The organism is Pseudomonas kairouanensis (genome assembly GCF_004682055.1).
GTDB lineage: Bacteria > Pseudomonadota > Gammaproteobacteria > Pseudomonadales > Pseudomonadaceae > Aquipseudomonas > Aquipseudomonas kairouanensis.
On sequence record NZ_QUZU01000001.1, the window covers coordinates 423,261 to 437,735 of the forward strand.

Genomic DNA, 14,475 nt, shown 5'->3' on the forward strand with positions numbered 1-14,475 from the left:
AGGGGGCTTGCCCCCGATCGCAGTGTGTCAGTCGGTATAGCTATCACTGAATCACCGCTATCGGGAGCAAGTCCCCTCCCACATTGGCCCGGTTTCTACAGGAGGAGCAGTGTAGGGCTTAGTGCTGCAGGATTTTCTCAAGGAAGTGCTGCGCGCGTTCGGAGCGGGCGCTGATGTCGCCGAAGAACTCTTCTTTCGGGCAGTCTTCGATGATCTTGCCGGCGTCCATGAAAATCACGCGGTCGGCCACTTTGCGGGCAAAGCCCATTTCGTGGGTCACGCACATCATGGTCATGCCTTCCTGGGCCAGCTGCACCATCACGTCCAGTACTTCGTTGACCATTTCCGGGTCGAGGGCGGAGGTGGGTTCGTCAAACAGCATGACGATCGGGTCCATGGCCAGGGCGCGAGCAATCGCCACCCGTTGCTGCTGGCCGCCCGACAGTTGGCCCGGGTGCTTGTGGGCATGGGCCGACAGGCCGACACGCTCAAGCAGTTGCAGGCCTTTCTTGGTGGCTTCTTCCTTGCTGCGGCCCAGCACCTTGATCTGCGCGATGGTCAGGTTCTCGGTGATGGTCAGGTGCGGGAACAGCTCGAAGTGCTGGAACACCATGCCCACGCGCGAACGCAGTTTTGGCAGGTTGGTCTTCGGGTCGGCGATGGAGGTGCCGTCGACCACGATGTCACCCTTCTGGAACGGTTCCAGTGCGTTGACGCACTTGATCAAGGTGGATTTACCCGAGCCGGACGGCCCGCACACCACGATCACTTCGCCTTTTTTGACATCAGTGCTGCAATCGGTCAGCACCTGGAAGTCGCCATACCACTTGTTGATGTTCTTGATAGAGATCATACGGCAAACCTTTTTTGCAGACGCTTGACCAGCAGCGAGGCGGAAAAGCTGATGATGAAGTAGACGACACCGGCGAAGATCAGGAACTCATTGGAGCGGCCGATGATGTCGCCGTTGGAGCGGGCGGAGTTGAGGAAATCCACCAGGCCCACGGTGTAGACCAGCGAGGTGTCCTGGAACAGGATGATCGACTGTTGCAGCAGCAACGGGGTCATCTTGCGGAACGCCTGAGGCAGGATGATCAGGCGCATGGTCTGGCCATAGGTCATGCCCATCGCTTGCGCGGCGCCCATCTGGCCCTTGGGGATCGACTGCACGCCGGCCCGTACGATCTCACAGAAATACGCGGCTTCGAACATCATGAAGGCCACGACGCAGGAGGTGAACGCACCGATTGGCGTGTCTTCGCCGGTGATCCAGCGCAACACGAACGGCACCGCCAGGTAGAACCAGGTGATCACCAGCAGCAGCGGGATCGAGCGGAAGTAGTTCACATAGGCGCCGGCCACATTGGACAGCAGTTTGCTGGACGACAGGCGCATCAGTGCGAGCACGGTGCCCAACGCGATACCGCCGACCACGCCCATGACCATCAGTTGCAAGGTCATGAGCATGCCGTTCCACAGGCCTGGGATAGCGGGGATGATGCCGCTGAAATCGAATTCCATTATTTACCCCCCACGGAGATCAGGCCGGGCACTGCGACTTTCTTCTCGACCAGGCGCATCAGCAACATCAGGCTCATGTTCAGGGTGAAGTAGATCAACGTGGCCAGGGTGAAGGCTTCAAACAGGTTGGCCGAGAACTCGGCGGTCTGTTTGGTTTGCGCCAGCAGTTCCATCAGGCCGATCAGGGACGCCACGGAGGAGTTCTTGAAGACGTTGAGGAATTCGGAGGTGAGCGGCGGAATGATGATCCGGTAGGCCTGGGGCAGCAGCACGTTCCAGTAGATCTGCGGCAGCTTGAAGCCCATGGCGCGCGCGGCGGATTCCTGGCCGCGTGGCAGCGCCTGGATACCGGTACGCACTTGTTCACACACGCGGGCGGCGGTGAACAGGCCCAGGCACACCACGACGCTCAGGTAGGCCGAGGTGGTCGGGTTGAGGTCTTGTTTGTACCAGTCCTGCAGGTTTTGCGGCAGCAGGTCGGGTATCAGGAAGTACCAGATGAACAGCTGCACCAGCAGCGGCACGTTACGAAACAGTTCCACGTAGCAGGTGGCGATGCCCGATACGATGCGGTTTGGCACAGTGCGCATGACCCCCAGAATGGAGCCCAGCAGCAAGGCGATAATCCACGCCACCACGGCGATGGCGATGGTCCAGCCCAAGCCGGCGATGTACCAGTCGAGATAAGTCTCGCTGCCCACGCCGGTGGACTTGAAGAACACGCCCCAGTCCCAGTTGTAATTCATTAGGGTCTCCCCTCGAGATCGATCGATGTACAAGCACCCGCTTGGGGAAAATCCATTCCCGCCCGGCGATGAACGCCAGGCACACGCGATCGGCTCGAAAACCGCCAGGTCGAGTGTTCCAAAATAAAGCCAGCAGGTAGTAACAGACGCCTGAGGGAGGGTTGGCTCCCTCAGGAGATAAGCTTAGTCAGGTATCAGATTTTTACGTCAGGCGCTGGCTTGTCGCTTGGGTTGGCGATCAGCTCCTTCACCTTTTCGCTCATCGGGAAGTTCAGGTTCAGGCCCTTCGGTGGGATCGGGCTTTCGAACCACTTGCTGTAGATCTTGTTGATCTCGCCGGACTTGAACAGGCCAACGATGGCGTCATCTACAGCTTTCTTGAAGGCCGGGTCGTCTTTACGAACCATGCACGCGTAGGCTTCGAAGGATTGCGGAGTACCGGTGATGACCCAGTCGTCCGGCTTCTTGGCCTTGGCTTCTTCACCGGCCAGCAGGGCGTCGTCCATCATGAAGGCAACGGCGCGGCCGCTTTCCAGCATCTGGAAGGATTCGCCGTGGTCTTTGGCGGAGATGACGTTCATGCCCATCTGTTTGTCGGCGTTCATCGCCTTGATGATGCGCTCGGACGTGGTGCCCGCAGTGGTCACGACGTTCTTGCCCTTGAGGTCGGCGAAGTCAGCGTAGGACGGCTTGCCTTCCTTGTCTTTCTTGACCAGCAGACGGGTGCCGATTTCGAAGATGTTGACGGTGAAGTCGACTTGTTGGGCGCGCTCGGCGTTGTTGGTGGTGGAACCGCATTCGAGGTCCGCAGTACCGTTCTGGATCAACGGGATACGGGTCTGCGAGGTCACCAGGTTGTACTTGACCTTCAGGTCGGGCTTGTTCAGGTCTTTTTTCAGGGCTTCAACCACAGCCAGCTGAACGTCATGGGAGTAACCCACGGGTTTGCCCGAACCATCCGCGATGTAGGAAAACGGAATGGAGCTGTCGCGGTGCGCGAGGGTGATGGTGCCGGAGTCGTTGATCTTCTTCAGTGTACCGGTGAGTTCGGCGGCGAAAACTGGAGTGCTGATCAGAGCAGCAGCGATAGCTGCGCCCAGGATATGGGGAACGATGCGCATCAATACTTCCTCGACATTTGTTTTTTTTATGAAGCCGGCTAAACGGCTCTCTTGTACAGCGAATGCCCGTAACGGCTCCTGAGGCGTCTCAGGCAATCGTTACGGAGTGTAGAGCATGAGTCGTGCCAGGCCAGAAGCAAAAGGTTAAGCATTTGATTTATATGGTGATTAACTTTTTACTTCGGCGAACTTTCCTACAAACGATCCGGCAAACCGAATCATGGCTACCACTGCGTTCGGAAATCCGAATGCCTTTGGTGTAGGAGCGCGTTTGTTCGCGAACAACGCAAAAACGCCGCGTTCATTCTGAATGAACGCGGCGCTCTCGAGGTTTTCGCGAGCAAGCTCGCTCCTACAGGGGGAGGGGTCAGGCGGCTTCGATCTTGCCGCGATTCTGCTCAACCTTGGACAGGTAACGCTGCACGTTGTCCTGTTCTTCAGGCGTAGTGAACAGGCCGAGCTTGGTGCGGCGCCACAGCACGTCCGTTGGCTGGGTCACCCACTCTTCGGCGCACAGGTAGTCGACTTCGCGGGTATACAGGCCGCCACCCAGGTGCTCGCCCAGGTCGGCCAGCGATTGCACGCCTTCGAGCAGACGCCAGGTACGGCTACCGTAGGTGGTGGACCAGCGACGGGCGATTTCGCTCGGCACCCAGTCGAATTTGCTACGAATAGCGTCGGCCAGGGCCTCAGGCGTGGTCATGTCTTCGCCGCCGGGCAGGCTGGCGGTGGCGGTCCAGCTTGGACGCATCTGGGTGAAATAGGGCGCCAGTTGTGCCATCGCCGATTCGGCCAGCTTGCGATAGGTGGTCAGCTTGCCGCCGAACACCGACAGGATTGGCGCCTCGCCCGTGCCGCCAGACAGCGCCAGGGTGTAGTCGCGGGTGATGGCCGACGGGTTGTCCGATTCGTCGTTGCACAGTGGGCGTACACCGGAGTAGGTGTGGACGATATCGTCGCGGCTCAGTTGTTTCTTGAAGTGCGCGTTGACCACCTTGAGCATGTAGTCGGTTTCACCTTCGGTGATCGCAACTGCAGCCGGGTCGCCGGTGTATTCGCGGTCGGTGGTGCCGATGATGGTCAGGTGATTCAGGTACGGAATGGTGAAGACAATGCGCTGGTCTTCGTTTTGCAGGATGTGCGCGTGGGCGCCTTCGTACAGTTTCGGCACGATCAGGTGGCTGCCCTGGATCAGGCGGATGCCGTAGGGCGAATCCAACTTGAGGTCGTCCTTGATGAACTTGGCCACCCACGGGCCGGCCGCGTTCACCAGTGCGCGAGCGCGGATCGAGAACAGGCTGCCATCGGCACGTTCCATGTTCATTTCCCACAGGCCCTTGCTGCGGTGGGCGCTGATGCAACGGGTTTGGGTGTGGATGTGCGCGCCTTTTTCGCGGGCAGCCATGGCGTTCAATACCACGAGGCGGGCGTCGTCGACCCAGCAGTCGGAATATTCGAAGCCTTTGGTGATTTCGCTTTTAAGCGGGCTGTCGGCACCGAACTTGAGGCTTTTGGAGCCTGCGAGCTTTTCGCGTTTGCCCAGGTGGTCATACAGGAACAGGCCAGCACGGATCATCCACGCCGGGCGCAGGTGCGGGCGGTGCGGCAATACAAAACGCATTTGCTTGACGATGTGCGGGGCTTTGGCCAGCAGCACTTCACGCTCGGCCAGGGCTTCGCGTACCAGACGGAATTCGTAATGTTCAAGATAGCGCAGGCCGCCGTGGATCAACTTGCTGCTGGCCGAAGAGGTATGGCTGGCCAGATCGTCCTTTTCGCAAAGGAATACCGACAAACCGCGCCCGGCTGCGTCTGCTGCAATGCCGACGCCGTTGATCCCGCCGCCGATAACGGCCACGTCATAGACTTCGGCGAGCGGTGGAGCAGGCAAGGTGGAAGGGTTCATCGGCTGGCCTCGCGAATTTTTCGTCTTGGAATTCGAACATTAATGTTCATTTGCGAAAATGGTAGCTGATAAACGCGGGCACAGCCACCCGACTTCGATTGAAAAAACTCATCGAAGGGTGGGAAAAGGAAAAATTGTGAACATGAGCTTGGGTGTGATTCGAGAAATCAGGTATCAGATAAATCGCTTTCGCGAGCAAGCCCGCTCCCACATTTGACCGAGTTCCAGCATGGGAATGCGGTCGAATGTGGGAGCGGGCTTGCTCGCGAAGACGGCGGTACAGGCGCTTGGGATACCGAAGCTTTAGACGACTTCCAGCCGTACCTTGTGCTCATTGAGCAACTGCACCAACGCCGGCACCGGCTGCTGGTCGGTCACCAGGCAATCCACCAAACTGATCGGCCCCAGGCGAATCATGGCATTGCGCCCGAATTTGCTGGAGTCCGCCGCCAGGATCACCTGGCGCGCATTGGCAATGATCGCCTGGGATACCCGCACTTCCTGATAGTCAAAGTCCAACAGGCTGCCATCTTCATCGATACCGCTGATGCCCACCAAGGCAAAGTCCACCTTGAATTGGTTGATGAAATCCACACTGGCCTGGCCCACCACCCCGCCGTCACGGCGCACGTTACCGCCGGTCAGCAGCACGTCGAAGTCATCCTTGGCGCTGAGCATGGTGGCGACGTTGAGGTTATTGGTGATGATTTTCAGGTGGCTGTGGTTGAGCAGCGCACGGGCGATGGATTCGGTGGTGGTGCCGATGTTGATGAACAGCGAGGCGTGATCGGGGATTTGCGCCGCAATGGCTTCGCCGATGCGCTGTTTTTCGTCGCGCATCTGGTCGGCACGCATGGCGTACGCGGTGTTTTCGACACTGGAATCATAGGCCGCGCCGCCGTGGTAGCGGCGCAGCAGATTGGCGTCCGCCAGCTGGTTGATATCGCGGCGGATGGTTTGCGGGGTGACAACGAACAACTGCGCCATTTCCTCGATACTGACGTAGCCGCGTTCGCGGACCAGTTCGAGGATTTGTTGCTGGCGGGGAGGCAGATTCATGGGGCGTCCTTTGGGCTGCCATACAAAAGTGGCCCATGATGACGCAGGAATCTGCTCCCTACCAGTTACAACCAGACCTTGGCTTATTCGGCGCCTTCGTGGGGCTCCCAGTCACGGGTGCGGCTGACGGCTTTCTGCCAGCCGGCATAGAGCTTCTCTTTTTCCTTTTCTTCCAGTTGTGGTTCGAATTCGCGCTCGATCACTGCCTTGCCGCGCAATTCGTCCAGGCTGCCCCAGAAGCCGCAGGCCAAGCCCGCCAGGTAGGCGGCGCCCAGTGCTGTGGTCTCGCGCATTTGCGGGCGCTCGACCTGGGTGCCGAGGATGTCGGCCTGAAATTGCATCAGGAAGTTGTTGGCCACCGCGCCGCCGTCTACACGCAAGGCCTTGAGGCGTTCGCCCGAGTCCTGCTGCATGGCGTCGAGCACGTCGCGGGTCTGGTAGGCAATCGACTCCAGGGCTGCGCGAATAATGTGATCCACGCGTACGCCACGGGTCAGGCCGAACAGTGCGCCACGGGCGTACGGGTCCCAGTACGGCGCGCCCAGGCCGGTGAAGGCCGGTACCAGGTATACGCCGTTGCTGTCCTTGACCTTGCCGGCGAAGTACTCGGTGTCGTGGGCGTCGTTGATGATTTTCAGCTCATCGCGCAGCCACTGCACGGTGGAACCACCGTTGAACACGGCGCCTTCCAGGGCGTAAGCCACTTCGCCACGGGGGCCGCAAGCGATGGTGGTGAGCATGCCGTGCTTGGATTTGACCGCCTTGTCGCCGGTGTTCATCAGCAGGAAGCAACCGGTGCCATAGGTGTTCTTGGCCTGGCCGGCTTCGACGCACATCTGGCCGAACAGGGCGGCCTGTTGGTCACCGGCGATACCGCCGATGGCGATGCCGCTTTTGGTACGGCCGTAGATTTCCGACGACGACTTCACTTCCGGCAGCATCTCGCGCGGAATGTCGAGGATCTCCAGCATCTTCGCGTCCCACTCCAAAGTGTGGATGTTGAAGAGCATGGTGCGCGAGGCGTTGGTGTAGTCGGTGACGTGGGTCTTGCCGCCGGTGAATTTCCAGATCAGCCAGCTGTCGACGGTACCGAACAGCAACTCGCCGTTGCGTGCGCGTTCGCGGCTGCCTTCGACGTTGTCGAGGATCCACTTGAGCTTGGTGCCGGAGAAGTACGGGTCGGTGACCAGGCCGGTGGTGTCGCTGATGTATTGTTCGTGGCCGTCGCGCTTGAGCTGTTGGCAGATCTCGGTGCTGCGACGGCACTGCCAGACGATGGCGTTGTAGACCGGGCGGCCGGTGACCTTGTCCCAGACTACGGTGGTTTCACGTTGGTTGGTGATGCCGATAGCGGCGACCTGGTCATGGTGCAGGCCGGCCTGGGCCAGGGCTTCGACCATTACCGCGCTCTGGGTGGCGAAGATTTCCATCGGGTCGTGTTCGACCCAGCCTGCCTGTGGGTAGTGCTGGGCGAATTCGCGCTGCGCGGTGCAGACCACGTTGGCATCACGATCAAAAATGATCGCGCGGGAACTGGTGGTGCCCTGGTCGAGGGCGATGATGTAGTTCTTATTCTGAATGTCGGTCATGTCGAATGCCTTGGAAAATAAGAAAATCGGTAATCAGCCTGGGCGACAAAAGGGCAGACGTCTCCAGGCTGGCGCTATCAGGAAATACGGGTCTTGCCGTTGACAGCCGTGTCAGGTGTTTCTTCAGCTATAGCAGGTGCGGCGCTCGGCAGATGGCGGGCAATCAACCCACGGTAGGCCGCAGCCCCCAGGCATGCACCCACAATCGGGCCGAAAATCGGCACCAGGAAATAAGGAATATCGCGCCCGCCGGTGAAGGCCATTTCACCCCAGCCAGCGAAAAAGGTCATCAGCTTGGGCCCCAGGTCCCGCGCCGGGTTCATGGCAAAGCCGGTCAGTGGGCCCATGGCGCTGCCGATCACCGCGATCAGCAGGCCGATCAGCAGTGGGGCCAGCGGGCCGCGTGGCAGGCCGTTGTTGTCATCGGTGAGTGCCATGATCACGCCCATCAGGATCGCGGTAATGACCATTTCCACCAGGAACGCCTGGGCGGTGCTCAGCAGCGCATGGGGATAGGTGGAGAACACCGACGCCAATTCCAGGCTGGCTTGTGAACCACGGACCATGTGGTGGGTTTGTTCGTAATCGAAAAACAGATTGCTGTAGAGGGTGTACACCAAGGCCGCGGAGCAAAAGGCGCCGGCGATCTGGGCGAGGATATAGAAGGGCAGTTTGCGCTTTTCGAAATCGGCAAAAATGCACAGGGCGATACTCACCGCCGGGTTGAGGTGCGCTCCGGAAATACCGGCGCTCAGGTAGATCGCCATGCTGACGCCCACCCCCCAGATGATGCTGATCTCCCACAAGCCAAAGCTGGCACCCGCAACCTTGAGCGCAGCGACACATCCTGTACCGAAGAAGATCAGAAGCGCAGTCCCCAGGAATTCGGCCATGCATTGGCTCGAAAGTGAAGGCTGTTGAAGAGCAGTAGTCATGGAAAACCTCAGTTGTTGTTCTTGTCTGGCGCACCCTCTCAACGGAGCGTTGCGCGATTTTCACCGTAGGAAGGATCCCCATCCTGGCCACGGCTTGCTGCTCGATTGCTGCAGGACTATTCCTACAGTATTCGGAAACGAAAAAATATAGACAAGAATGACCGCTGTCAAAGGTCGAAAGTGAACCGCTAGTCACTTTGAAACTATTGGTCTGGTGAATGATCACGCTTGTCACAAAGGGCGAGCACCTTAAGAGTGGGCGCACTAGAGCGTTTTGCGTGGGCTTGGCCTAGAATTGGCCATCTGTTTGCCACGCCTGGAGCCAGCATGACCCCTGCATTGGACCTGTTGAAAAAAGTTCGCGCCGAACATCGCATCCACAGTTATGAACATGATCCCAAGGCGGCGTCCTATGGCCTGGAGGCCGCGGAAAAATTGGGGCTGGATCCGGCGCAGGTGTTCAAGACCTTGCTGGCCAGTAGTGAAAAGGGCGAATTATTGGTAGCGGTAGTGCCGGTCGTCGGAAGTCTGGATCTGAAGGCCTTGGCGCACGCTGCTGGCGTCAAGAAAGTCGAAATGGCCGACCCGGCAGCGGCGCAGCGTTCCACCGGTTACCTGTTGGGGGGCATCAGCCCGCTGGGGCAGAAGAAGCGCCTGCGCACCTTTATCGATGAGACGGCGCAGCCGTTCGCGACCATTTTTGTGAGTGCGGGGAGAAGGGGGTTGGAAGTGGAGTTGCCGGCGGCGGTGCTGGCCGAGCATACCCAGGCCAAATTTGCGCCGATTGGCCGGGCCTGATCACCTTTCTTAGAACCTATGCAAAACCAATGTGGGAGGGGCGGTGCGACGATTCGACTTGCTCCCGATGACGGTGTATCAGTCACCTAATTTAGTGGCTGTCCCTCCCCCCATCGGGAGCAAGCCCCCTCCCACATGTTGACCCGGTTTCTTCAGGTAATCAGTTAGCTGGGCTGTAGCGCCGCACGCCAGAGTCCGACTGCGGGATTTGCGCCGCCACACTGCCCGATGCCTTGAACAGCACCAGATGCTCCGCCGCCACCCGAATCCCCACATCCGCCCCGACCTGATGGTCGGCATGGCTGGGGAAAATCGACTCCAACTGCGCGCCGGTCGGCAGTTGCAGGCGGTACAAGGTCGACGCGCCTAGGAACGTCTTGCCCACGATCCGCGCTTTCAACGCGCTGTCTGGCGCATAGACGATATCGTCCGGACGCAGCAACACATCCACAGCGCCACCGGTCGGCCAGGCGTATGCACGGTTACCGCGCAGGTCGCCCAACTCGGTGCTCACAGACTCCGGAGAGCTCAGTTGGCCACGGATGAAATAACCCTGGCCAATAAAGCTCGCGACATAAGGTGTCTGCGGTTCGTGGTAAAGGTTGTAGGGCGTGTCCCACTGCTCAAGCCGACCTTCCTTGAAGACGCCTACCTGGTCGCTCACCGCAAACGCTTCTTCCTGATCATGAGTGACCAGGATCGCGCTGGTGCCCCGCGCCTTGAGAATGTCGCGCACCTCGTGGCTGAGCTTGCGCCGCAGTTCGCCGTCGAGGTTGGAGAAGGGTTCGTCCAGCAATAGCAATTGCGGCTCGGGCGCCAGGGCGCGGGCGAGGGCAACGCGTTGTTGCTGGCCGCCGGAAAGCTCGTGGGGGAAGCGCTTGCCCAGGTTCTTCAGGTTGACCAGCTCCAGCAGTTCGGCGACCACGCGGTCTTTTTGCGGGTGCTTGCGAATGCCAAAGGCAATGTTGTCCGCCACGCTAAGGTGGGGAAACAGCGCGTAGTCCTGGAACACCATGCCGATGCGACGTTTCTCCGGTGCCAGGGTGAAACCGGCGCTGGAGATCACTTCGCCCGCCAGGCTGATTTCGCCTTCGTGCACCGGCTCAAAACCGGCGATCGCTCGCAGGGTGGTGGTCTTGCCGCACCCCGAGGAACCCAGCAGGCAGCCGATATCACCGGCGTTGAGGTGCAGGTTGAGGTTCTGCACGACCCGTTGGTCTTGATAACCGCATGCCAGATTGCGCAGGTTCAGCAGTGTTGGCTGGCTCATGCGTGGTGGTACGACGGCGGGACGAGGAATTCCAGCAGGGCTTTTTGCGCATGCAGGCGGTTTTCAGCCTGGTCCCAGGCGACCGAGCGAGGATCGTCCAACAAGTCGAGGCTGATTTCTTCGCCACGGTGGGCCGGCAGGCAGTGCATGAACAACACGTCTGGAGCGGCCAGGTCGAGCAGGGCGCGGTTCACCTGATACGGGGCGAACAGGGCCAGGCGCTTGGTGGTTTCGTCTTCCTGGCCCATGGAGGTCCAGACGTCGGTGCTCACCAGGTGTGCACCGACTACGGCATCACGCGGGTCGCGTACCAGGGTCACGCGGTCACCGGCTTGGGCCAGGAAGCGTGCGTCAGGCTCGTAGCCTTTCGGGCAGGCAACACGCAGTTGGAAGTCGAACTGGATCGCCGCTTCTATATAGCTGTTGCACATGTTGTTGCCGTCACCAATCCAGGCCACGGTTTTGCCCTGGATCGAGCCACGGTGTTCCAGGAACGTTTGCATGTCGGCCAGTAACTGGCACGGGTGCAGGTCGTCGGTCAGGCCGTTGATTACTGGCACGCGGGAGTGGGCGGCAAATTCGGTCACGGTGTTGTGGGCAAAGGTGCGGATCATCACCGCATCGAGCATGCTCGACATGACGATGGCGCTGTCGGCGATCGGCTCGCCACGGCCCAGTTGAGTGTCACGGGACGACAGGAAGATGGCCTGGCCACCCAGTTGAATCATGCCGGCTTCGAAGGACACACGGGTACGGGTCGAGGATTTCTCGAAAATCATGCCGAGCACGCGGTTTTTCAAAGACTCGAACAGTACGCCGCGGTTACGCAGGTCTTTAAGCTCAATGCCTCGACGGATTACGCTGACCAGCTCTTGGGGCGTGCAATCCATCAGGGAGAGAAAGTGCCTTGCGCTCATCATTAACTACCTTTTTGCAACAGACCGCAGATACTCAAAGCCTTGTTTATTGTTACAACGGGCGAGACCTGCGGCGAAAGCCGCACGGGGCGACGAAATAGGGGAAGGCGCGATCTTATAATTAAATGTCGCGTCTTACCAATAGGGCTACGGTTTTTAAGGGTGTTCAAGAAGGGCGCGGAAGCGCTTTTGAAGACAATTACCAGACAGCAGCGGGGCATTTGTACACTGGCCTCGCAACCTTTTGCAATGCGCGGGGACGCAGTTGAATCAGCTTGCGTCGGTTTCAGGGAGGTGTGGCAGGCCCTTGAAACATTTGCTCACGCTTACCCATGGCTTGGCCTGATGCCTGGCGATTCACGGGACGAACGATACTGGTGCCTGCTCCGGTCGCAGCCCATAGTGAGTTCAAAGCCCTGATAAAGAGACTGGCCATGACCAAGACTCTCCACCACCGTGCCTGCCATCTGTGTGAAGCCATCTGTGGCCTGACCCTGGAAACCACCCAAGCCGACGACGGCAGCCTGGCGATCACCTCGATCAAGGGCGACGCGCTGGACACCTTCAGCCGTGGGCATATCTGCCCCAAGGCGGTGGCGCTGCAGGACATCCAGAACGACCCGGACCGCTTGCACCAGCCCATGCTGCGGGTGGGCAGCGAATGGCAGCCGATCCCGTGGGAAGACGCCTTTGCATTGGTCGCCGAACGGCTGGCGGGGGTTCAGGCCCGTCACGGGCAGAACGCCGTGGCCGTGTACCAGGGCAACCCCAGCGTGCACAACTACGGGCTTATGACCCACAGCAACTACTTCCTGGGCCAGCTCAAGACACGCAATCGGTTTTCCGCAACGTCGGTAGACCAGTTGCCCCATCACCTCACCAGTCACCTGATGTACGGCCATGGCTTGTTGCTGCCGATCCCCGATATCGATCACACCGACTTCATGTTGATCCTGGGCGGCAACCCGTTGGCGTCCAACGGCAGCATCATGACCGTGCCCGATGTGGAAAAACGTCTCAAGGCCATCCAGGCCCGTGGCGGCAAAGTGGTGGTGGTCGACCCCCGGCGCAGCGAGACGGCGGCAATGGCGGACCAGCACCTGTTTGTGCGCCCCGGAGGGGATGCCGCGCTGTTGTTCGGGGTGCTCAACACCTTGTTCGGCGAGAAGCTGACCCGCGACAGTCATTTGCCGGTAGAAGGCTTGGACGATGTGCGGCGCGCCATTGCCGGGTTTACCGCCGAGGCCATGAGCCATCAGTGTGCGGTGCCGGCTGAACAGATCCGCCAGTTGGCGCGGGACTTTGCAGCGGCTGACAAGGCCGTGTGTTACGGGCGCATGGGGGTTTCGACCCAGGCGTTCGGCACCTTGTGCCATTGGTTGGTGCAGTTGATCAATTTGGTGACCGGCAATCTGGACCGCGTCGGCGGGGCGCTGTGTACCACGCCTGCGGTGGACCTGGTGGCGTCTACCGGCGGTGGGCATTTCAATCGCTGGCAGAGCCGTGTTTCGGGGCGCCCGGAATATGGTGGTGAGCTGCCCGTATCTGCCCTGGCTGAAGAGATGCTCACCGAAGGCGAGGGGCAAATCCGCGCGCTGGTGACCGTGGCCGGCAATCCAGTGTTGTCCACGCCCAACGGTCGTCAATTGGAACAGGCCCTGGATGGCCTGGAGTTCATGGTCAGCGTCGACCTCTATATCAACGAAACCACGCGCTATGCCGACTTGATCCTGCCGTCCACCTCGGCACTGGAAAACGATCATTACGACACGACTTTCAATATGTTTGCGGTGCGCAACGTCACCCGTTTCAATCGTGCGATTTTGCCCAAACCACAGGGTGCGTTGCATGACTGGGAAATCTTTGTGGGCCTGGCCCAGGCATTTGCGGCGCAGACGGGTGTGGTGCTCAAGCCGACCATGGCGCCGGCGCAGATGATCGATTTCGGGCTGCGGGGTGGGGTGTACGGTGATGCGTCCGAGCATAAGTTGTCGGTGGCGATGCTGGCAGATCATCCACATGGGGTGGATCTGGGGCCGCTCAAGGCTAATCTCGCCCCGCGCCTCAAGACCGCAGATGGCAAGGTGCAGGCAGCACCGGCGGTGATCCTCGCCGATTTGGCGCGTTTTGCGGCGCAACCGGCGCCTGTCGCCGACGAACTGCTGTTGATTGGGCGCCGCCATGTGCGCAGCAACAATTCCTGGATGCATAACTATCACCGTTTGGTGAAGGGCAAGCCTCGGCATCAGTTGCTGATGCATCCTGACGACCTGGCCAGTCGGCAGTTGAGTGATGGGCAGCGGGTGCGAGTGAGTTCGCGCATCGGCATGATCGAGGTGGAAGTGGTCGCCAGCCTGGACATGATGCCCGGCGTGGTCAGCCTGCCCCACGGCTGGGGCCACGGCCGGCCTGGCGTGCAGATGACCATCGCCAGTAGCCAGCCGGGGGCGAGTGCCAATGATCTGACCGACGAGCGGCAGTTGGATGAGCTATCGGGCAATGCAGCGCTCAATGGTGTACCGGTGCAGGTCGCAGCGGCCTGAGCACCATGCTGGAATTTTGCGTTACAATGCGCCACCGTGCCGACCTGTGAGTCGCAAAGTTCCAGCCGAG

12 protein-coding genes are annotated in these 14,475 nt (G+C 59.8%); 2 read left to right on the forward strand and 10 right to left on the reverse strand.

Translation table 11 applies throughout. The features are described 5' to 3' along the window. Positions 1-118: 118 nt before the first annotated feature. The 8 genes from DYL59_RS01900 to DYL59_RS01935 form a co-directional block, all read right to left on the reverse strand. Positions 119-853, reverse strand: a complete 735-nt coding sequence (locus tag DYL59_RS01900; protein ID WP_017526340.1) for an amino acid ABC transporter ATP-binding protein — start codon at positions 851-853, stop codon at positions 119-121. Then, on the reverse strand, positions 850-1,521 hold the full coding sequence (locus tag DYL59_RS01905; protein ID WP_135287634.1) for an amino acid ABC transporter permease: 672 nt from the start codon (positions 1,519-1,521) through the stop codon (positions 850-852). The genes DYL59_RS01900 and DYL59_RS01905 overlap by 4 nt, the downstream gene beginning before the upstream one ends. Further along, complete coding sequence (locus tag DYL59_RS01910; RefSeq protein WP_065906793.1) at positions 1,521-2,267, reverse strand: amino acid ABC transporter permease; 747 nt, start codon at positions 2,265-2,267, stop codon at positions 1,521-1,523. Before DYL59_RS01910 ends, DYL59_RS01905 begins: the two co-directional genes overlap by 1 nt. A 194-nt stretch (positions 2,268-2,461) precedes the next feature. Beyond that, a complete protein-coding gene (locus tag DYL59_RS01915) occupies positions 2,462-3,388 on the reverse strand; it encodes a glutamate/aspartate ABC transporter substrate-binding protein (RefSeq protein WP_135287635.1) in 927 nt (308 codons plus the stop codon). Between the two features lie 367 nt (positions 3,389-3,755). Then, positions 3,756-5,294 carry a glycerol-3-phosphate dehydrogenase gene (gene glpD, locus DYL59_RS01920; RefSeq protein WP_135287636.1) on the reverse strand — a complete coding sequence of 513 codons (1,539 nt, stop codon included), beginning with the start codon at positions 5,292-5,294 and terminating at the stop codon, positions 3,756-3,758. A 303-nt stretch (positions 5,295-5,597) separates the two neighbouring features. After that, positions 5,598-6,353, reverse strand: coding sequence for a DeoR/GlpR family transcriptional regulator (locus DYL59_RS01925; protein WP_135287637.1), 756 nt, complete (start codon positions 6,351-6,353; stop codon positions 5,598-5,600). 83 nt (positions 6,354-6,436) lie between these two features. After that, entirely contained in the window at positions 6,437-7,942 is a 1,506-nt protein-coding gene (gene glpK / locus DYL59_RS01930) for a glycerol kinase GlpK (RefSeq protein WP_135287638.1), read from the reverse strand. A gap of 77 nt (positions 7,943-8,019) precedes the next feature. Further along, positions 8,020-8,877 (reverse strand): MIP/aquaporin family protein, encoded by an 858-nt coding sequence (locus DYL59_RS01935; protein ID WP_135287639.1) that lies wholly within the window; start codon positions 8,875-8,877, stop codon positions 8,020-8,022. A 327-nt stretch (positions 8,878-9,204) separates the two neighbouring features. On the opposite strand from DYL59_RS01935, the gene ybaK reads away from it, so the two are divergent. After that, positions 9,205-9,675: a Cys-tRNA(Pro) deacylase gene (gene ybaK / locus DYL59_RS01940; RefSeq protein WP_057021816.1), complete on the forward strand. Its 471-nt coding sequence runs from the start codon at positions 9,205-9,207 to the stop codon at positions 9,673-9,675. Positions 9,676-9,835: 160 nt separating this feature from the next. Here the strand turns inward: ybaK and DYL59_RS01945 are convergent, their stop codons facing one another. Further along, the gene (locus tag DYL59_RS01945; protein WP_135287640.1) at positions 9,836-10,945 is read right to left on the reverse strand and encodes an ABC transporter ATP-binding protein; all 1,110 of its coding nucleotides are present in this window, start codon (positions 10,943-10,945) and stop codon (positions 9,836-9,838) included. Next, positions 10,942-11,862, reverse strand: a complete 921-nt coding sequence (gene argF / locus DYL59_RS01950) for an ornithine carbamoyltransferase (RefSeq protein WP_135287641.1) — start codon at positions 11,860-11,862, stop codon at positions 10,942-10,944. Before argF ends, DYL59_RS01945 begins: the two co-directional genes overlap by 4 nt. A 434-nt stretch (positions 11,863-12,296) precedes the next feature. Here argF and DYL59_RS01955 point away from each other — a divergent pair, with 434 nt between their 5' ends. Next, on the forward strand, positions 12,297-14,405 hold the full coding sequence (locus DYL59_RS01955) for a molybdopterin oxidoreductase family protein (RefSeq protein ID WP_135287642.1): 2,109 nt from the start codon (positions 12,297-12,299) through the stop codon (positions 14,403-14,405). Positions 14,406-14,475: the final 70 nt, after the last annotated feature.